We start from the raw sequence: 17,712 nt of genomic DNA, 5'->3' as shown, positions 1-17,712 counted from the left end.
TCCTCTTTTTCATCGTCCAGACCGAGGTCCGATCATGAAAGCCCGCCGCTCCCCCCGCCGCCAGCGTGGCGCGATGATCATCACGGCCGCGCTGTTCCTGCTGTTCCTGCTCGGCTTCATGGGCATCGCGCTCGACTTCGGCCGCCTCTTCGTCGCTCGCACCGAGCTGCAGACAGCGGTGGACAGCTGTGCGCTGGCCGCCGCGGCTGAGCTCAACGGAGAGAGCACGGCCATCAACCGGGCGCGCAGCTCGGGACAGACCGCCGGCAACGCCAACAACGTGAACCTGCAGTCGGCCACCTGGAGTGGTCAAGGCAAGCTCACCACGGCCGATATCACGTTCCGAGACGCGTCCTACGCGGCCACCACCGCGTCCGCCAATGCACGCTATGCGCAGTGCACCCACACCCAACCCAACATCAAGATGTGGCTGATGCAGGCCGTGGGCGCCTTCTCGGGCGATACCGTCGGCAACCCCGCGACGCGCAGCGTGGCGGCGAGCGCAGTCGCCACCCGCGCGAGCGCACAGACCGCATGCCCCATTCCGGTCGCAGCGAAGCCGAAGCCGGGCGGCACGGCGCCGAACTACGGCTTTGCCGTCGGCGAATGGGTGACGCTCATCATGGCGCAGAACGCGGCCACGGGCGGCCAGATCGGCTGGGCCAACCTCGACGGCAGCAACAGCGCCTCGGAAACCGAAGCCGAGCTCAACGGCCGCTGTGGCGCCAAGGTGGGCGACACGGTCGGCACCCCCGGCGTGCAGACCTCGGTGGCCGACACCTGGAACTACCGCTTCGGCATCTACAAGAACAGCGGCGATCCGAGCGTGAATCGACCCGACTACACCGGCTATGCCTACACCTCGCTCAACTGGCCCGCGCAGTTCAATGCCTATGCCGGCGCGCCGGGCGGTGGCGCAGACCCGACCGCCCAGAACTTCGTGACCAAGCGAGCCGCTTTCGCGTCCTGCGCCGACACCGGCACCAAGGTGAAGGGCGCGGACAGCTGCGAGTCGATCACCGGGCTGTCGCTCAACAGTTTCCAGAAGCTGGCCACGCCAGGCAACGTGGCCGGAGGCCACATGCAGTACGGCATGGACCGTCGCTTCGTCACGGTGCCGGTCATCGACGGCGGCAACCACGTGATCGACTACCTCTGCATGCTGATGCTGCAGCCGCTGAGCATTCCGATGACCGACACGCAACTGGAATTCCTCGGCAATGCGGGAGCCGCCGGCAGCCCCTGCACCACGAGCGGGCTGGCCGGTGGATCGGCAGGCCCGTTGGTTCCGGTCCTGGTGAGGTGAACATCATGAAAAAGTCCCATCGCACCCAGCATGGCGCCGCGCTGATCGAGCTGGCGCTCATCACGCCGCTGCTGCTGCTGCTGACCTTCATCACCACAGAGTTCGGGCGTGCCATGTACGAATACAACACGGTCACCAAGTCGGCCCGTGACGCGGTGCGCTATCTCTCGGTCCAGACGCCCGGCACGAACATCACCCAGGCGCGCAACCTGGTCGTGTACGGCAACACCGCCGGCACCGGCGCGCCGTTGGCGCGCGGCCTGAGCCTGGCGAACGTGCCGGCCGCCAACTGCTGCACCTGGCAATCGGCGGGGGCGGACCCGATCATCAACACGGTCACGGTGCGCATCACCGGCTACACCTTCCACTCGCTGTTTCCATCGGTGTTCGGCGTGAATTTCGCCGACGCCAACGGCAACATCGTCTTCAGCGACATCGCCGCCACCATGAGGGCGCCATCATGAAACACCACGCCAAGGGCGCGACCACTCTCGAGTTCGCGCTGGGTCTGCTGATCTTCCTGATGCTGGTGCTGGGCATCGTGGACTTCTCCCGAATGCTGTTCACCTGGAACGCTGCCAACGAGGCGACGCGCGCCGGCGCGCGCTATGCCGTGGTGTGCGACGACACCACGCAGCAGGCCCTGGTGCTCGCCAGGATGCGGGCCTTGTTGCCGCAGGTGCAGACGGTGAGCGTGGCCTGGGTTCCCTCGGGCTGCACGGCGAGCACCTGCCAGGGTGTCACCGTGAGCATCACCGGCCTCAACTACCAATGGATCTCCCCGATCGTGGGGGCCGCCGCGCCGCTCATCCCGATGCCGGGGTTCTCCACCTTCCTGCCCCGCGAGGTCATGCGGCAAGACCCGCACAGCGCGGCCATCTGTTCCTGACAGCACACCGGACAAGACCATGAAGATCGCCATCGTTTCCCCCAATCCGAACCACCTGCAGGACATGCGCAAGGTGCTGGAGCCGCGCGGCCATGCCGTGTCGCTCTTCGAAGGCGGCAAGAGCCGGATGCAGGCGGTCGTCGAGAAGGTCGCGCCCGACCTGCTGCTGGTCGACGGCATGTGCTGCGACCCGCAGGAGCTCTCGCTGGTGGAGGCCCTGACCTTGCGGCATCCGACGGTGGCGGTGGTGCTGCTGTGCGCGATGCAGACGCCCGAGTTCCTGATCCACGCGATGCGCGCGGGCGTGCGCGAGGTGCTGCCGTCGCCCGCCGACACCGCCGCGCTCGAGGCCGCGGTCGATCGCATCGCGCTCAAGATGGCCGGCTCGCAGGCGCGCAGCCCCGGGCGGGTGGTGGCGTTCATGCCCTGCAAGGGCGGCAGCGGCGCGACCTTTCTTGCGACCAACGTCGCGCACCAGCTGTCGCGCGAGCGCTCGGTGCTGCTGATCGACCTGAACCTGCAGTTCGGCGATGCGCTGTCGTATGTGAGCGACCTGCGCCCGACCGCGACGATGGCCGACGTGGCGCGCGACATCGGGCGCCTCGACGCCTCGCTGCTGGCGGCGAGCGTGGTGCGCGTGTCGCCGAGCTACAGCATCTTGCCCGCGCCCGAGGACCTGGCGCGCGCGATGGACGTCAAGGCCGAGCACATCGACGCCATCCTGCAGGTGGCGCTCGCGCAGTACGACTTCGTGATCTTCGATCTCGGCACGCGCATCGACACGCTCACGCTGCGCGTGCTCGACCGCGCGGAGCGCATCTTTCCCGTCATGCAGACCAGCCTGCCGCACATCCGCAACGTGACGCGCCTGATGCAGGTGTTCAAGTCGCTCGGCTACGCCGCCGGCAAAGTCGAGCTGCTGGTGAACCGCAGCACCGGCGGCGGCGAGATCGGGCTGTCGGACATGCGCCGGTCGCTGCCCGGCGCGACATTCACGACGGTGCCGGACGGCGGCAAGGATGTCGATGCGTCCATCAACCGCGGCGTGCCGCTGGCGGAGATGTCGCGCGGCAGCGCACTCGCCAAGCGCCTGGACGAGATCGCCCACACGCTCAGCCCGCGGCCGGAGGCGACGCCCGGCTTCATGGGGCGGCTGTTCCGCCGTGCCTGAGACAGGGCGGATTCCCATCAATACCCAGGCGGAGGTGCCAACATGTCATTCAGGGACCAACTCAATGCGATCGACAGCGATGCGGGCGCGCGGCCGGCGGGGCCAGCAGGGCCGGTCCTCGAGCTGACCACGTCGCCTTTCGCCTCGGACACCTACAAGCTGCTGAAGGAGCGCATGCACCTGAAGCTGCTGGATCGCTTCGACCTGGCGGCGCTCGAAACCCTCCAGCCCGACGCCCTGCGGCAGGAAATCTCGACCATGGTCGGGCGGCTGCTGCAGGAGGAGCCCGAGGCGCTCAACGACATCGAGCGGCGCACGCTGATCCGCGACATCCAGCACGAGATGCTGGGCTTCGGCCCCATCGAACTGCTGATGGCCGACCCGACCGTGTCGGACATCCTGGTCAACTCGCCCACCAGCATCTACGTGGAGCGGCGCGGCCGGCTGGAGCTGACCAACGTGAGCTTCACCGACGAGAAGCACCTGCTGCGCATCATCGACAAGATCGTCTCGCTGGTGGGGCGCCGCATCGACGAGTCCAGTCCCATGGTCGATGCGCGGCTGCCCGACGGCTCACGGGTCAACGCCGTCATCGCACCGGTGGCGCTGGACGGGCCGATGATGTCGATCCGCCGTTTCGCGAAGATCCCGCTGCGCATGAACAACCTCGTGAACGATCTCAAGTCGCTCACGCCGCCGATGGCGCAGATGCTCGAAGGCCTGGCCCAGGCCAAGGTCAACATGCTGATCTCGGGCGGCACCGGGGCAGGGAAGACCACGCTGCTGAACATTCTCTCGGGCTTCATTCCGGAGTCCGAGCGCATCATCACCATCGAGGACGCGGCCGAGCTCCAGCTGCAGCAGCCGCACGTTGCGCGCATGGAGACGCGGCCGACGAACATCGAAGGCAAGGGCGAGATCACGCAGCGTGCGCTGGTGCGCAACGCGCTGCGCATGCGGCCCGACCGCATCGTGATCGGCGAGGTGCGCGGCGCCGAGGCGGTCGACATGCTGCAGGCCATGAACACCGGCCACGAAGGCTCGCTGACCACCATCCACGCCAACTCGCCGCGCGATGCGCTGGCGCGGCTGGAAAACATGATCGGCATGGCGAACCTGAACCTGCCGCACCGCACGGTGCGCCAGCAGATCGCCTCGGCGATCACGGTGGTCGTCCAGGTGCTGCGGCTGATCGACGGGCGGCGCAAGGTCACCAGCATCCAGGAGATCACCGGCATGGAGGGCGAGATCGTCACCATGCAGGAGATCTTCACCTTCCACCAGACGGGCATGGGTCCCGACGGCCAGGTGCGCGGCCATTTCCACGCGACCGGCGTCCGGCCGAAATTCATGGAGCGGTTGCAGGCGTACGGCGTGCTGCTGCCCGACACCATCTTCGATCCCGAAAAGCACTACGAATAGGAGCGCGCCATGTTCGACAACCTGGGGGGTGACACGCTGATCACGGTCGCGGTGCTGGTCTTCGTGACCGCGCTGCTCATGATCGAGGGGTTCTACCTGCTGTGGCGGTCCTACAAGGGGCCCGACGCACGCAAGATCGAGAAGCGGCTGCAGGCGATGTCCGCCGCGGTCGACCGCACGCCGCAGGCCCATCTCGCGAAGGAACGCATGCTCAGCGACGTGCCCTGGATGCAGCGCCAGTTGCTGGCGCTGCCGCGCGCGCACCGGCTGGACCGTTTCATCTTGCAGGCGGGGCTGGACTGGACGGTGTCCAGCTTTTTGCTGGCCTGCGGTGTGCTTGGTGTGTTCGCGTTCTGCGCCGTGTGGCTGGCGCACCAGCCCGTGTGGCTGGCGCTGCTGGCCGGGGCCGTGGCGGCAGTGCTTCCGGTCCTGTACCTGCAGCATCAGCGCAGCCAGCGGCTGGAGCGCCTCGAAAAGCAGCTGCCGGACGCGCTGGACCTGGTGACGCGCGCCCTGCGCGCGGGCCATTCCTTTGCCAGCGGCGTGCAGATGATCGGCGAGGAAATGCCTGAGCCGATCGCCAGCGAGTTCCGCCTGGTGGCCGACGAGGTGAATTTCGGCGTCTCGCTGCAGCAGGCGCTGACCAACCTCAGCGAGCGCGTGCCGCTCACCGACCTGCGCTACTTCGTGGTGTCGGTGCTGATCCAGCGCGATTCGGGCGGCAACCTGACCGAGGTGCTGGGCAACCTGAGCCGGCTCATCCGGGAGCGCTTCAAGCTGCTCGCGCGGGTGCGGGTGCTGTCGTCCGAGGGGCGGCTGTCGGCCTGGATCCTGGGCATCATGCCATTCGCCCTGGCGGCGCTCATGAACATCTTCAATCCCGAATTCATGGCGCCACTGTGGACCGACCCGATCGGCCAGACGGTGCTGCAATACATGCTGGTGCTGATGCTGGTGGGCATCGTGCTCCTGCGCAAGATCGTGAAGATCCACGTCTGAAGGAGAAGCGCCATGGCCATGCTGTTTCCCATCCTGGTGTTCCTGTCCGTGTCGCTGGCCGTCATCGGCCTGGCGGTGTGGTTGTCCCCGACGCGCGCCGCGCAGCGGCTGCAGGCGGTGGCGCAGCCGGCCGGCAAGTCGTCCTGGACCGAGACGGCCGTCAAGCTGGTCGGTCCGTTCGCGCAGCTGTCGTCGCCGACCGGCGACGCCGATCTGTCGCCGCTGCGCGTGCGTTTCCTGAACGCCGGCATCCGCCACCCGGATGCGTACCTCCTCTATTTCGGCCTGAAGACGCTGCTGCCGCTGGGCTTCGCGGCGCTCGCGTTCCTCATGCTGCGCGCGGCAGGGTCGGAGGGGGGCATGACGATGCTGCTGTGGCTCGCGCTGGCGGCGCTGGCCGGCTGCTACCTGCCCAACCTGGTGCTGCGCCTGCGCATCCGCGCGCGGCGCCGCGAGATCTTCGAGAACTTTCCCGATGCCGCCGACCTCATGCTGGTGTGCGTGGAGGCGGGGCTCGGGCTGGATGCCGGGCTGGCCAAGGTCACGGAGGAAATCCAGATCAAGAGCCAGGCGCTCGCGCAGGAGCTGCACTGGACCAACCTGGAAATGCGCGCCGGCGGCACGCGCGAGAAGTCGCTGCGCAACCTGGCGCTGCGCACCGGCGTGGAAGAGATAGGCACCTTCGCCACCATGCTGACCCAGGCGGACCGCTTCGGCACCAGCATCGGGGAGTCGCTGCGCGTGTTCTCGGACGACCTGCGCCACAAGCGCCAGGTGCGCGCCGAGGAGCTGGCGGCGAAGGTGCCGACCAAGATGCTGCTGCCGCTGGTGCTGTGCATCTTCCCGTGCATCTCGCTCGTGATCCTCACGCCGGCGGCGATCCGCGTGATCCGGATGATCGGGCCGATGCTGGCCGGGCAGCTGTGAGAGGGCGCGCACGCGGCGCGCCGCGTGCGCCGCTGCAGCGGACGGATCAGGCCGCCAGCGTGTCGAGCTGGTGCTTGATCGCGTAGATGTACAGCTCGAGCCGGTTCGTGACGCCCAGCTTCTGATAGATCGCGCACAGGTGGTTGCGCAGCGTGTGCTCGGTGACGAAGGCACGCTCGGCGAGCGCCTTGTTGGAAGCGCCGCAGCCCGTCGCGACGATGCGGATGATCTCGCGCTCCTTGTGCGTCAGCGTGGCCTGGCGCGCCGTGTCGGGGTCGGCCTTCGGCGGCTTCCTGGCCGACGTGAGTTCGGAGAAGACGCGGCCCATGGTCTGCGCGTCGACGCACAGCTCGCCACGGAACACGCGCTCGATGGCGTCGAGCAGCTGCTGCGCCGACGCGTCCTTGCCCACCACGCCGCGCGCGCCGCGCAGTATGGCCAGGTCGAGCGTGCGCTGCTCTTTCTCGGCCGTCAGCACCATCACGCGCGACACCTCGTTGGTCAGCAGCCGGGGCAGGATGTCCAGCGCGCTGTGGCCGTCCAGGTCGAGGTCGAGCACGATGACGTCGGGTGCGAGGCTTTGCGCCGTGGCCACCGCTTCGTCGCAACAGCTGGCCGTGCCGACCACCTTCATGCGCGGCTGTTCGCCGTCGATCAGCTTCGACAGGCCCCACAGCATGGTCTTGTGGTCGTCCACGAGCAGCACGGCAATGGGATGGTCGGGATGGTCGAGGGCTTGCATGACGGACTCCTTCCTGTGTCTGCGGCGGGCGGTCAGATCGGGATTTCGATCCGTACCGCCGTGCCGCCATTCGCGCATCGGTCGACATGCGCCTGGCCGCCCAGGGCCGCGGCGCGCTCGGTGAGGGAGCGGGGGTGGAAGGCGGTGAAGCTTTCCTGGCAGGCGTCGTTCTCGATGCACAACGCCAGCTGGCCGTTCTTGCAATCGATGCGCACGCTGCCGTGGCGCGCATGGGTGTGCTTGCAGATGTTGTTCAGCCCTTCGCTCACCATCTGCAGCAGCTCCGCGGTCACCCGGTCGTCCAGGTGCAGCGGGCCGTCGACGGCCATCACGATGTCGATGTCGATGCCGTACAGGCCCTTGATCCGCGCGGCCTGGCGCTCCAGGTGGGGCCGCACCAGCCCGCCGGGATCGTCGTTCGCACCGTGCCTGACTTCGCCGGCGTAGCGGCGCAGGTCGGCGATCACGCCGTCGGCGACGTCCGCGAGCTTGTCCAGGTCTTCGCGCAGCGGGTTGTCGGCGGCGGCCCGCTTGCGCAGCGCGCACAGGCCCATGCGCAGGCCGATGTAGGGCTGGATGGCGGTGTCGTGCAGGTCGAGCGCGATCTTCAGGCGCTCCGTCGACGCGGCTTCCGAGGCCATGCGGTCGAGCACCTCGATGGTCTCGATGACCGGGAAGATCTGTTCCATGAGGTGGGCGAGGAACAGCGCGTCGGACTTGCCCAGCCGCCCGTCGCGCGACGAGATGAACACCCGGCCTTCGCCCAGGCGCATCGGCAGCGGCGCGCTGATGAAGGCCCGCGCCTCCAGCAGGGCGGCGATGGTGGTGCAGCGCTGCGCGCCGGCTTCGTCGGCGCTGCGCCAGGCGGTGGCGCCCGCTTCGAAGACACGGTGCTGCGCGCGCAGGTGGTTCAGCGGCCAGGGCAGGCGGTTGCTGAGCACGACGCTGTCGGGCGTCAGGGCCATGAGCGGCGATTCCGCGAGGCGGCCGATGGTCTCGATGCTCACCTGCTCGCAGGTGTCGTCCTCGCGCAGCGTGCGCAACAGCCAGGTGCCGGTGGCGCGGTCGCGCGTCAGCAGGATGCAGTGGCTGGCCCGGAAGAAGGCCAGCGTGCGCTCCATCGTGCGGGCGATGGTGCGTCCGGCGCCGAAGCGCGGGTTCGACAGCTGGCTCACTTCGCCCAGGAGGGCAAGGCGCCGTTGCAGCGCCAGCTTGGAGCCGCCCCAGTACACGATCATGTGCCCCAGCGCCAACAGGAAGGCGGTGCGCATCAGCAGCTGCGGCGTGTCGTCCGTGCCCGTGGCCAGTCCGCAGGCTGCGAACGAGGCGACCGAGGCGATCGTCACGCGGGCACCTTCCTCGAAGCCCCAGCGGAACGACGAGGTGAGGATGGCGAAGAAGTAGAAAAGGAAGAACAGGCTGTGGGTGCCGTCGGTCACCGCCATGATCAGCGTGAACCACAGCACGTCGGACCAGTGGATGGTTCGGCCCTGGAAATAGGGCCGCCCCATCGCCGTGCAGACGTGGATCAGCAGGCTGTGAAGGATGTAACCGAAGAAGGCCAGCCAGACCGCTGCGGGGACCTGCTGCCGGCTATCGGCGGCGTCGACTGTGATCGCCAGCAGGGCCGAGATCGACAGCACGAGCCGCATGCGTCCCACCATGAGCGCATCCGCCGCCAGGCTGGCGTCGAGGCTGGGGGCGGAGCCGTGCGCTCGCATGGGGATGCATCCGGTGCATGGACCATGTCAGGCACCGCGGGAGATCGCGGTACGGACGGGAGCGCTCGGCAGTGACAGTTTGGAATACATTTTTCTTGCCAGAGACCACAACGTGTGACGAGTTCACATTACTACTTTGGTGTTCAGATGCAATTGAAATCTCGTTCCATTAACGTTTGGTAACTATATTTGCATTGGATTGCATGCGGATAAATGAGGCCGCTGCACAGGGCGGCGAGAGGGCGTGGTGCCGGTTGGGGAGGCCTCGGAGAGGGCGAGGTACCTCAACGGGGCGTCCGCCTGCCTTGGCGAAGGCGCAGGCCGCGGGGTAACCCCGTTGCGCGGCCTCAGGGCAGGAACAGCAGCATCCCGTACACCGCAAACAGCATCAGGTGCATGAGCCCCTGGATCGGCGAGGTGCGCTGCCCGTTGAAGCTCAGCAGGCTCAGCACCGCCGTCACCGCGAACAGCAGGGTTTCCGCGCCCGAGATGCCCATGAGCACCTGCTTGCCCGTGACCAGCCCGATGACCAGCACGGCCGGCACCGTGAGCCCGACGGTGGAGACGAAGGCGCCCAGGCACAGGTTGATGGCGCGCTGCATCTCGTTGTTCATCGCGGCGCGCACGGCGGTGATCGACTCAGGCGTGAACACGATGATGGCGATGAGCACGCCGCCCACGGCCGCGGGCACGCCGGCCGCGGCAATGCCGTAGTCGGTGACCACCGCGAGGTAGTGCGCGAGCAGCACGATGGGCAGGATCATCGCGAGCAACAGCAGTGAGCGAACGACCACGGCGCGTTTGTCCAGGCGGGCGTGATCGGCCTGCGCGGCAGGCGAGGGCGCGACCGCCCGCACCGACATCTGCCCCGGCGCCGGCTGGATGAAGAAGCGCTGGTGGCTGCGCATCTGCATCCAGAGAAAGGCGCCGTACAGCACGGCCGTGAGCACCGACATGCCGATCGCCTGCACCGGCGTGAACTCGCCCGCGCCCGAGGTGTGGTTGGGCAGCACCAGCGCCGTGCCGGTCAGCAGCACGATCATCGACAGGTAGGCGCCGGCGCCCTGCGCGTTGTATTCCTGGTCGCCGTGGCGTGCCGCGCCCGCGATCAGGCAGATGCCGATGACGAGGTTCAGGATGATCATCATCACGGCGAAGATCGAGTCGCGCCCGATGGTCGGAAACTCGCCCGGGCCCAGCAGCACCGAGGCGATGAGGATCACCTCGATCGACACGATCGAGAGCGTCAGGATCAGCGTGCCGTACGGCTCGCCCAGCTGGTGCGCCAGGTGGTCTGCCTCGCGCACCACGCCGAACGATGCGGCCAGGATGGTGACGAACAGCGCCAGGAACACGCAGCCGGCCACCACGGGGCTGATCGGCGCGGCCAGCCAGCGGTCACCGAAGGCGACGAAGAGGCCGACCACGAGCCAGGCGGCGGCGATCAGGGCCCAGGTGGCGGGCGGCACGAGGCGGGTGGAGGAGGGTGTTGTTGTCATGGGCGTTGTCACTCCGACATCAAGAGGGAAGCCAGGGCCAGCAGGCCGCTGCCAGCGAGGCTCAGCCCGCTCGCGGCCCACAGGGCCTTCACGTCGCGGGGTTCGCAGCCTTCGCGGCGCGCATGCCAGGCAGCGTAGGCCAGCGCCACCGCCATGGTCAGCGCGGGCCAGTGCAGATCAAGACCGTTCATCGCGCGGCCCCCGATGCGGTGGGTGCGCGCGGGCATTCGGCGCGGTAGGACAGCCGGGTCGCGCCCGTGCGCACGTGCAGGCGCACGGCGCCGAGCGTCAACCGGAAGGCATCCGGCACGGTGGCGCGAGCGCGAGGAAGGCGGAAACGGGAGAAGAAGCGTTGCGCGGCGAGGCGCCAGGAAGGGAGCAGTGCGGCCATGTCGAAACTTCGCGAGAAGTCAGGAAAGGGCCGTCCCTTGCAAGGTGAAGGTGCAAGACCGAGGTCGTCCTCGGCCCGGTTCGCGCAGGGCGCGCGAACAAAAAAATGATAGCAGGGAAATCGGAGCCGACGCCCTCAGCCCCCGCGTGCGCGCACCTGGGCCGCATGCAGGAGGCGGGCGCTGTCCACCTTCTGCTTGGACAGGAGCCGCATCCTGTTGCAGTTGGAACAGCGGTACAGGCGCAGCCAGGGCAACAGGCGCATCCACCCTCTGCGCGGCTGGCGGTCCATGTCAGCAAGGTGGCAGGGGCAGGCGGAAACCGAATGAGTCGACGACATTTGTCAGAGTGACCATGCTGTCCAGATCCCACCCTGACCAAGCTCTGCGGCTCTTCGGCTACTGGGAATTGAAAGTATTCATTCTTACGACAAATGTAAACAAGCACACTCACCTGATTTGGGTATTCGCGCCCCGATTTCCTCGGTTTCGGTCACACCCCGTTTCACTTCTCCCGCGCTTCCTGTGCACCAGTTCACAGAGGGAAAGCCGCCAGTTGACCGGTGTAAACTGCCCGGTTTTCTCCCTCTCTCGCGGTATGGTGCAAGTGTCACGGCGCACAGGCTTCACCGGCTCGGCGCTCACTCGCTTGCTCGCTCAATTGAGCGACATCGACGTTCCCGAATCCAGGCAAGCCCTCGCGGATCGTTTGAGTCAGTGGTTCAGTTGGACCGACGCCATCTCCTTGTCTGCAGCTTTGGATTCCGATCTGGGCGTCGCCGTGTCCGGCGCCCGGGCGTCCGAGGGCGCCGAGGAGGCGCAGGAGTGCGCGCGCCTGAAGGCCGCGCTGGCCAAGGGCAATGCAGACGGCGGTGTGGCCTCCGTGCTGCCCGGCGCGAACGACGACTTTCCGCCGTACCGCCGCCGCTACTTCGCGCGGCAGCAGGCCATGGAAACAGCCATCGAACCGCTGCGCGCCCGCCTGCGGGCCCGGCTGGCCACCCGCTCGCCCGAGCTGGCCCGGCTGGCCGCGGTGGACGCCATCCTGGAACAGGTGGTGGGCGCGCGCGAACGCAGCCTGCTGGCGAGCGTGCCCACGCTGCTGGAGAAACATTTCAAGCGCCTGCGCGAGGCCCATCAGGCCGCGCAGGACGCCACCCCCGACACCCCCCAGCCGCCAGCGACCGCCGCCGCCGGCTGGCTGGACGTGTTCGGCCGCGACATGCAAAGCGTGCTGCGGGCCGAGCTGGACATTCGCATGCAACCGGTCGAAGGCCTGCTCGAGGCCCTTCGCGACCGCTAGCCTGCCGCCCTACAAGAGACAACAAGCTTCCATGAACAGATTTTTCCATTACGCCGTCTTCCTCGTGGGCCTGGCCGTCGTGTGCTGGGTCGGTGCCAGCTATGTCGGCCACAACCCGCTGGCCCTGGTGATCACGGCGCTGATCGGCGCGTTCTATCTGATGGGCGCGCTGGAGTTGCACCGCTTCCACCAGGCTACCGGCACGCTGTCGCATGCGGTGAACGACCTGTCGGCGCCGCCGGCCAGCCTCGGCGACTGGCTCGCCGGCCTGCATCCCTCGCTGCGCAACGCGGTGCGCCTGCGCATCGAAGGCGAGCGCGTCGGCCTGCCGGGCCCGGCGCTCACGCCGTACCTCGCGGGCCTGCTGGTGCTGCTGGGCATGCTGGGCACCTTCCTGGGCATGGTGGTCACGCTCAACGGCACGGGGCTGGCGCTCGAAAGCGCGACCGACGTGCAGGCCATCCGCAACTCGCTGTCGGCGCCCGTGCGCGGCCTGGGCCTGGCCTTCGGCACCTCGGTGGCGGGCGTGGCCGCATCGGCCATGCTGGGCCTGGCCTCGGCGCTGTGCCGGCGCGAACGCCTGCTGGCCGGGCAGTCGCTCGACACGCTCATCGCCACGTCGCTGCGCGGCCATTCGCTGGCGCACCGCCGCGAAGAGTCGTTCAAGCTGATGCAGCAACAGGCCCACGCGATGCCCGCACTGGTCGACCAGCTGCAGGCCATGGTGGCCGCGATGGACCGCCAGAGCCAGTCGATCAACGAACGCCTCGTCGCCAGCCAGGACACCTTCCACCAGAAGACCGAAGCCGCCTACACGGGGCTCGCCGCATCGGTCGACCGCTCGCTGAAAGACAGCCTGGCCGACAGCGCCCGCATCGCCGGTGAAACGATCCAGCCGGTGGCGAAGGTCATGCCCGAACTGGTCGGCCAGCTGCAGACCATGATGGCCGCGATGGAGCGCCAGACCCAGGCGCAGAACGACCGCCTCGTCGCCAGCCAGGACAGCTTCCACCAGAAGGCCGAAGCCGCCTACACGGGGCTGGCCGCCTCGGTCGATCGCTCGCTGAAGGACAGCCTGGCCGACAGTGCCCGCATCGCCGGCGAGACCATCCAGCCCGTGGCGAAGGTGATGCCCGAGCTGGTCGGCCAGCTGCAGACCATGATGGCCGCGCTGGAGCGCCAGGGCCAGGCACAGAACGAGCGCCTCGTCGCCAGCCAGGACAGCTTCCACCAGAAGGCCGAAGCCGCCTACAGCGGCCTGGCCGCCTCGGTCGACCGCTCGCTGAAGGACAGCCTCACCGATACCGCCCGCATCGCTGGCGCGACGATCCAACCCGTGGTCGAGGCGGCCATGCTCGGCATCGCGCGCGAAGCGGCCTCGTTGCAGGGCGGCATGGCGCAGGCCGTCGAACGGCAGCTCGAAGGCCTCACGGGCCGCTTCGAGGCCTCGACCGCGGGCGTCGCCGACACCTGGAAGGCCGCACTGGCCGAACACGAGCGCGCGAGCGGGGCGCTGTCGAGCGACCTGCGCGGCACGCTCGAACGCTTTGCCGAGACCTTCGAGCAGCGCTCGGCCGCGCTGGTCGAGGGCGTGTCGGCCCGCCTCGAAAGCACCGTGGGCAGCGTGTCCGACACCTGGGGCAGCGCGCTCGCGCAGCACCAGCGCGTCAGCGAAAAACTGTCCGGTGATTCGCACCAGGCGCTCGCCGCCGCTGCCGCCACTTTCGAACAGCATTCGGTCGCGCTGCTGCGCACCGTAGGCGAGGCGCACACCAGCCTGCAGACCGAGCTGGCCGCGCGCGACGCGCAGCGGCTGTCGGCCTGGAGCCAGTCGCTCGAGGCCATGGCCGCCTCGCTGCAGAAGGAATGGCAGCAGGCCGGCGCGCACACGCTGAGCCAGCAACAGCAACTGAGCGACACGCTGGCGCAGGCCGCGCGCGACGTGTCGGCGCAGGCCGAGGCGCATGCCAAGCAGACCGTCGCCGAAGTCGCGCAGCTGCTGCAGGCCGCGTCGGACGCACCCCGCGCCGCTGCCTCGCTGCTCGACACCGTGCGCGAGGCGCACGCCAACCTGCAGACCGAGCTCGCCACGCGCGACGCGCAGCGCCTCGCGGCCTGGAGCGGGTCGCTCGAGACCATGGCCGCCTCGCTGCAGAAGGAATGGCAGCAGGCCGGCGCGCACAGCCTGAGCCAGCAGCAGCAGATGAGTGAGACGCTGGCGCAGACCGTGCGCGACATGTCGGCGCAGGCCGAGGCCAACGCCAAGCAGACCGTCGCCGAAGTCGCGCAGCTGCTGCAGGTGGCGGCCGAAGCACCGAAGGCCGCGGCCGACGTGATCGCCGAACTGCGCCAGAAGCTGTCCGACGGCATGGCGCGCGACAACGACATGCTCGAAGAGCGCAGCCGCATCCTCGGCACGCTCGAGACCTTGCTGGGCGCGGTGAACCATGCCTCGACCGAACAGCGCAGCGCCATCGACGCGCTCGTCACGGCCTCGGCCGACATGATGGAGCGCGTGGGCAGCCGCTTCACCGAGAAGGTCGAGAGCGAGACCGAGAAGATGGCCGGCATCGCCGCGCAGATCACCGGCGGTGCGGTCGAGGTGGCGAGCCTGGGCGAGGCCTTCGGCTTTGCCGTGCAGCGCTTCGGCGAATCGAACGACAAGCTGGTGGCGCACCTGCAGCGCATCGAAGGCGCGCTGGGCAAGTCGCTGGCGCGCAGCGACGAGCAGCTGGCCTATTACGTGGCGCAGGCGCGCGAGGTGATCGACCTGAGCATCATGTCGCAGAAGCAGATCGTCGAAGACCTGCAGCAGTTCGCCAGCCGCCAGACCGCAGGCAGCGAGGCCTGAAATGGTGCGCGACGAGATCGACCTCGACGCCGGCCTGGAGCCGACCGTCCCCGTGTGGGCGGTGTTCGGCGACCTGATGGCGGGCATGCTGGGTGCGTTCGTGCTGATCCTGGTGTGCGTGCTCGGCATGCAGCTGGACCTGGCGAGCCGCCTCGAAACCGAGGTGCAGCAGCGCCGCGCCGAATCGCAGCGCCGCGAAGCGCTCGAGCAGGCGCTGGCCGGTCCGCTCGCGGCGGGCCGCGTCACGCTCAACAACGGCCGCATCGGCATCAGCGGCAGCGTGCTGTTCGCCTTCAACTCCGCCGACCTGCAACCCGGTGGGCGGCAACTGCTGAAAAGCCTGGCCGGCCCGCTGGGCGCCTACCTGAAGGCGCGCGACGAGATCCTGATGGTGAGCGGCTTCACCGACGACCGGCAGATGCGCGAAGGCGCGCGCCTGTTCGCCGACAACTGGGAGCTGTCGGCCCAGCGCGCGCTCACCGTGACGCGCGCGCTGATCGAAGAGGGCGTGCCTTCGTCGTCGGTGTTCGCCGCGGCGTTCGGCGCCGAGCAGGCCGTGGCCTCGAACAGCGACGCCGAAGGCCGCGCGAAGAACCGGCGCGTGGAGATGGCGCCGACGCCCCGGCCCAAGAACGCACCCGACGCTGTGAAGTCCCGTGAGTAACGACAGCGCACCGGACGATCAGGTCGATGCGGTGGTCACGCTCGACGCCTGGCGCGCGCGCGGCGACGACCGTTTTGACCCGGTGCGCTTCCGCTTCATCGAGGCGATGGCGCAGCGCGCGGCGGCGCACGAGGGCGAGGCGCGGCGCCTGCTCGATGCGCGGCTGGCCAGCCTCATGGCGACCTACCGCGCCGATCTGGAGAAGGTCGAACCCGAGGCCGAAGCGCCGGCAGAGGCACCGCTGCACACCGCGCTCGCCGAGCTGATGAACCACATCGCCCAGCTCGCACCGCTGCCACCCCCGCCCGATGCGGAGGCGACCGACGGAGACACCGTGCCCAGCCTGTCCACGGCACCCGAGCTCAAGACGCTGAGCTACTTCCGCGGCACCTGGTCCAAGCTCGCCGCTGACCAGCGCGTGACGCAGTCGCTCGCCAAGGTGCCGAAGAACGCCGGCCCGCTCAACACGCACCACCTCGTGCAGCGCGCGCTCACGCTGATGCGCGACCTGTCGCCGCAGTACCTGCAGCGTTTCATGGCGCACGTCGATGCGCTGCTGTGGATCGAGCAGGTGAACGCCGCCGCCGAGGCTGCGCGCGTGGCGCGCACCGAGAGCCCGCGCAAGAGTTCGCGCAGCCGCGCGAGCTAGAAGCTCAGCCCGCCGCGTCGTGGCACACGACGCACAGCTTGTTGCCGTCCGGGTCGCGGAAGTACGCGCCGTAGTAGTCGGGGTGGTAGTGCGCGCGCAGCCCCGGCGGGCCTTCGCAGCTGCCGCCGCGCGAGAGCGCGATGCGGTGCACCGCGTCGACCATCGCCCGCGTGCCGGCGGTGAACGCCGCCATCTGGCCGTTGCCTGCGTCGTGCGGCCGTCCGTCGTGGGGTTGGCAGATCACGAAGAAGGGCCGCGCGCGCCCCGCGCTGTGCCAGCCCGCCCAGGGCTTCTCCGGCTCGCAGAAGCGGCGCTCCAGGCCGAGGCCGTCCATCACCGCGTCGTAGAAGGCCAGCGCGCGGTCGAAATCGGAGACGCTGAAGAAGACATGGGAAAACACATCGGCTCCTTGTGAAGAGGATGAACTTCCAGCGGATTGTCGTCAGCGCGACCAGAGCCACCAAGCCAATCCGGCCGCCACCAACACCCAGATGCCGATGACCAGGGCCATGCCGGCCTTGCTCTTCGGCTTGCTGCCCGTGCGCGCCATCCATTCCTCGGCCCGCGCGCGGCTGCGCACGATGACCTCGGGCGGCAGCAGGCGCACCGCGAGCCAGATCAGCGCGGGCAGCAGCAGCACGTCGTCGAGGTAGCCGAGCACGGGAATGAAGTCGGGAATCAGGTCGATGGGGCTGAGGGCATAGGCCACGGTGAACCAGCACAGCGCCTTCGGCAGCCATGGCGTGACGGGGTCGCGGCAGGCGAACCAGAGGGTGACGGCGTCGCGCTTGATGCGGCGCGCCCAGTCGCGCAGGTTCATCGCGGCCGGGCCCTCAAGCCGCGCTGCGCGGCCCGAACATGATGATGCCCATGCCGACGAAGCACACGGCCACGCCGACCCAGTCGCTGGCCGAGGGCGTCACCTTGTCCACGGCCCACAGCCACAGGATGGCCACGCCGATGTAGACCCCGCCGTAGGCCGCATACACGCGGCCCGCGGCGGTCGGGTGCAGCGAGAGCAGCCACGCGAAGAGCGCCAGGCTCAGCGCGGCAGGCAGCAGCAGCCAGGCCGACTGGCCCTGCTTGAGCCACAGGTAGGGCAGGTAGCAGCCGACGATTTCCGCGAGCGCGGTCGCGATGAAGAGGCCGAGGGTCTTGAGCAGGTCCATGGCCGCCATTG

Annotated in this window: 19 protein-coding genes; 11 read left to right on the top strand and 8 right to left on the bottom strand. The window is 68.6% G+C overall.

The features are described from left to right. The first annotated feature begins 34 nt into the window (after positions 1-34). From AC1RAD_RS12375 to AC1RAD_RS12345, 7 genes are read left to right on the top strand one after another with little or no spacing between them, the layout of a single operon-like run. Positions 35-1,306, top strand: a complete 1,272-nt coding sequence (locus AC1RAD_RS12375; RefSeq protein WP_492735038.1) for a pilus assembly protein TadG-related protein — start codon at positions 35-37, stop codon at positions 1,304-1,306. Between the two features lie 5 nt (positions 1,307-1,311). Next, on the top strand, positions 1,312-1,770 hold the full coding sequence (locus AC1RAD_RS12370; RefSeq protein ID WP_492684166.1) for a TadE/TadG family type IV pilus assembly protein: 459 nt from the start codon (positions 1,312-1,314) through the stop codon (positions 1,768-1,770). Continuing rightward, positions 1,767-2,195: a TadE/TadG family type IV pilus assembly protein gene (locus AC1RAD_RS12365; RefSeq protein WP_159271407.1), complete on the top strand. Its 429-nt coding sequence runs from the start codon at positions 1,767-1,769 to the stop codon at positions 2,193-2,195. Before AC1RAD_RS12370 ends, AC1RAD_RS12365 begins: the two co-directional genes overlap by 4 nt. Positions 2,196-2,214: 19 nt before the next feature. Beyond that, a complete protein-coding gene (locus AC1RAD_RS12360; protein ID WP_492696771.1) occupies positions 2,215-3,366 on the top strand; it encodes a CpaE/TadZ family protein in 1,152 nt (383 codons plus the stop codon). Positions 3,367-3,408: 42 nt separating this feature from the next. Continuing rightward, positions 3,409-4,788, top strand: a complete 1,380-nt coding sequence (locus AC1RAD_RS12355) for a TadA family conjugal transfer-associated ATPase (RefSeq protein WP_095745839.1) — start codon at positions 3,409-3,411, stop codon at positions 4,786-4,788. Positions 4,789-4,797: 9 nt separating this feature from the next. Beyond that, positions 4,798-5,787, top strand: coding sequence for a type II secretion system F family protein (locus tag AC1RAD_RS12350; RefSeq protein WP_159271409.1), 990 nt, complete (start codon positions 4,798-4,800; stop codon positions 5,785-5,787). Between the two features lie 12 nt (positions 5,788-5,799). Continuing rightward, complete coding sequence (locus AC1RAD_RS12345) at positions 5,800-6,714, top strand: type II secretion system F family protein (protein ID WP_307585234.1); 915 nt, start codon at positions 5,800-5,802, stop codon at positions 6,712-6,714. A 46-nt stretch (positions 6,715-6,760) separates the two neighbouring features. Here the strand turns inward: AC1RAD_RS12345 and AC1RAD_RS12340 are convergent, their stop codons facing one another. The 5 genes from AC1RAD_RS12340 to AC1RAD_RS12320 all read right to left on the bottom strand — a co-directional run bounded on the left by AC1RAD_RS12340 (position 6,761) and on the right by AC1RAD_RS12320 (position 11,067). Next, positions 6,761-7,456: a response regulator gene (locus AC1RAD_RS12340; RefSeq protein ID WP_492735035.1), complete on the bottom strand. Its 696-nt coding sequence runs from the start codon at positions 7,454-7,456 to the stop codon at positions 6,761-6,763. Positions 7,457-7,488: 32 nt separating this feature from the next. After that, positions 7,489-9,177 carry a sensor histidine kinase gene (locus tag AC1RAD_RS12335; protein WP_492735033.1) on the bottom strand — a complete coding sequence of 563 codons (1,689 nt, stop codon included), beginning with the start codon at positions 9,175-9,177 and terminating at the stop codon, positions 7,489-7,491. A gap of 347 nt (positions 9,178-9,524) precedes the next feature. Continuing rightward, positions 9,525-10,676 (bottom strand): calcium:cation antiporter, encoded by a 1,152-nt coding sequence (locus AC1RAD_RS12330; protein WP_492735031.1) that lies wholly within the window; start codon positions 10,674-10,676, stop codon positions 9,525-9,527. An 8-nt stretch (positions 10,677-10,684) separates the two neighbouring features. Beyond that, positions 10,685-10,867 carry a hypothetical protein gene (locus AC1RAD_RS12325; protein ID WP_095745833.1) on the bottom strand — a complete coding sequence of 61 codons (183 nt, stop codon included), beginning with the start codon at positions 10,865-10,867 and terminating at the stop codon, positions 10,685-10,687. Further along, positions 10,864-11,067, bottom strand: a complete 204-nt coding sequence (locus AC1RAD_RS12320) for a hypothetical protein (RefSeq protein ID WP_095947072.1) — start codon at positions 11,065-11,067, stop codon at positions 10,864-10,866. Before AC1RAD_RS12320 ends, AC1RAD_RS12325 begins: the two co-directional genes overlap by 4 nt. A gap of 596 nt (positions 11,068-11,663) precedes the next feature. On the opposite strand from AC1RAD_RS12320, the gene AC1RAD_RS12315 reads away from it, so the two are divergent. Genes AC1RAD_RS12315 through AC1RAD_RS12300 form a run of 4 tightly spaced genes read left to right on the top strand, consistent with a single transcriptional unit; the run spans position 11,664 to position 16,532 of the window. After that, on the top strand, positions 11,664-12,368 hold the full coding sequence (locus tag AC1RAD_RS12315) for a DUF3348 domain-containing protein (RefSeq protein ID WP_492735236.1): 705 nt from the start codon (positions 11,664-11,666) through the stop codon (positions 12,366-12,368). Between the two features lie 31 nt (positions 12,369-12,399). Further along, a complete protein-coding gene (locus AC1RAD_RS12310; RefSeq protein WP_492735029.1) occupies positions 12,400-15,219 on the top strand; it encodes a DUF802 domain-containing protein in 2,820 nt (939 codons plus the stop codon). Position 15,220: 1 nt separating this feature from the next. Then, positions 15,221-15,883 carry an OmpA family protein gene (locus tag AC1RAD_RS12305; protein ID WP_492735028.1) on the top strand — a complete coding sequence of 221 codons (663 nt, stop codon included), beginning with the start codon at positions 15,221-15,223 and terminating at the stop codon, positions 15,881-15,883. After that, complete coding sequence (locus AC1RAD_RS12300) at positions 15,876-16,532, top strand: DUF2894 domain-containing protein (RefSeq protein WP_492735026.1); 657 nt, start codon at positions 15,876-15,878, stop codon at positions 16,530-16,532. The genes AC1RAD_RS12305 and AC1RAD_RS12300 overlap by 8 nt, the downstream gene beginning before the upstream one ends. Positions 16,533-16,536: 4 nt before the next feature. On the opposite strand, the gene AC1RAD_RS12295 is transcribed toward AC1RAD_RS12300, so the two are convergent. From AC1RAD_RS12295 to AC1RAD_RS12285, 3 genes are read right to left on the bottom strand one after another with little or no spacing between them, the layout of a single operon-like run. Then, the gene (locus AC1RAD_RS12295; protein WP_492735024.1) at positions 16,537-16,932 is read right to left on the bottom strand and encodes a VOC family protein; all 396 of its coding nucleotides are present in this window, start codon (positions 16,930-16,932) and stop codon (positions 16,537-16,539) included. Positions 16,933-16,974: 42 nt separating this feature from the next. Beyond that, positions 16,975-17,352: a YkvA family protein gene (locus AC1RAD_RS12290; protein ID WP_492735022.1), complete on the bottom strand. Its 378-nt coding sequence runs from the start codon at positions 17,350-17,352 to the stop codon at positions 16,975-16,977. Positions 17,353-17,365: 13 nt separating this feature from the next. Further along, entirely contained in the window at positions 17,366-17,701 is a 336-nt protein-coding gene (locus AC1RAD_RS12285) for a YnfA family protein (protein WP_062474197.1), read from the bottom strand. Positions 17,702-17,712 lie beyond the last annotated feature (11 nt).

The sequence above is a fragment of the Variovorax sp. GW823-FHT04B03 genome (genome assembly GCF_058796495.1).
Note: the sequence above shows the minus strand (reverse complement) of the source record. Positions and strands in the feature narration are given on the sequence as shown.

What these genes read in the sequence shown, in the direction of transcription:
- AC1RAD_RS12375 (WP_492735038.1), top strand. Translation starts at nt 35, where the DNA reads ATGAAAGCCCGCCGCTCCCCCCGCCGCCAGCGTGGCGCGATGATCATC.
- AC1RAD_RS12370 (WP_492684166.1), top strand. Translation starts at nt 1,312, where the DNA reads ATGAAAAAGTCCCATCGCACCCAGCATGGCGCCGCGCTGATCGAGCTG.
- AC1RAD_RS12365 (WP_159271407.1), top strand. Translation starts at nt 1,767, where the DNA reads ATGAAACACCACGCCAAGGGCGCGACCACTCTCGAGTTCGCGCTGGGT.
- AC1RAD_RS12360 (WP_492696771.1), top strand. Translation starts at nt 2,215, where the DNA reads ATGAAGATCGCCATCGTTTCCCCCAATCCGAACCACCTGCAGGACATG.
- AC1RAD_RS12355 (WP_095745839.1), top strand. Translation starts at nt 3,409, where the DNA reads ATGTCATTCAGGGACCAACTCAATGCGATCGACAGCGATGCGGGCGCG.
- AC1RAD_RS12350 (WP_159271409.1), top strand. Translation starts at nt 4,798, where the DNA reads ATGTTCGACAACCTGGGGGGTGACACGCTGATCACGGTCGCGGTGCTG.
- AC1RAD_RS12345 (WP_307585234.1), top strand. Translation starts at nt 5,800, where the DNA reads ATGGCCATGCTGTTTCCCATCCTGGTGTTCCTGTCCGTGTCGCTGGCC.
- AC1RAD_RS12340 (WP_492735035.1), bottom strand. Translation starts at nt 7,456, where the DNA reads ATGCAAGCCCTCGACCATCCCGACCATCCCATTGCCGTGCTGCTCGTG.
- AC1RAD_RS12335 (WP_492735033.1), bottom strand. Translation starts at nt 9,177, where the DNA reads ATGCGAGCGCACGGCTCCGCCCCCAGCCTCGACGCCAGCCTGGCGGCG.
- AC1RAD_RS12330 (WP_492735031.1), bottom strand. Translation starts at nt 10,676, where the DNA reads ATGACAACAACACCCTCCTCCACCCGCCTCGTGCCGCCCGCCACCTGG.
- AC1RAD_RS12325 (WP_095745833.1), bottom strand. Translation starts at nt 10,867, where the DNA reads ATGAACGGTCTTGATCTGCACTGGCCCGCGCTGACCATGGCGGTGGCG.
- AC1RAD_RS12320 (WP_095947072.1), bottom strand. Translation starts at nt 11,067, where the DNA reads ATGGCCGCACTGCTCCCTTCCTGGCGCCTCGCCGCGCAACGCTTCTTC.
- AC1RAD_RS12315 (WP_492735236.1), top strand. Translation starts at nt 11,664, where the DNA reads ATGGTGCAAGTGTCACGGCGCACAGGCTTCACCGGCTCGGCGCTCACT.
- AC1RAD_RS12310 (WP_492735029.1), top strand. Translation starts at nt 12,400, where the DNA reads ATGAACAGATTTTTCCATTACGCCGTCTTCCTCGTGGGCCTGGCCGTC.
- AC1RAD_RS12305 (WP_492735028.1), top strand. Translation starts at nt 15,221, where the DNA reads ATGGTGCGCGACGAGATCGACCTCGACGCCGGCCTGGAGCCGACCGTC.
- AC1RAD_RS12290 (WP_492735022.1), bottom strand. Translation starts at nt 17,352, where the DNA reads ATGAACCTGCGCGACTGGGCGCGCCGCATCAAGCGCGACGCCGTCACC.
- AC1RAD_RS12285 (WP_062474197.1), bottom strand. Translation starts at nt 17,701, where the DNA reads ATGGACCTGCTCAAGACCCTCGGCCTCTTCATCGCGACCGCGCTCGCG.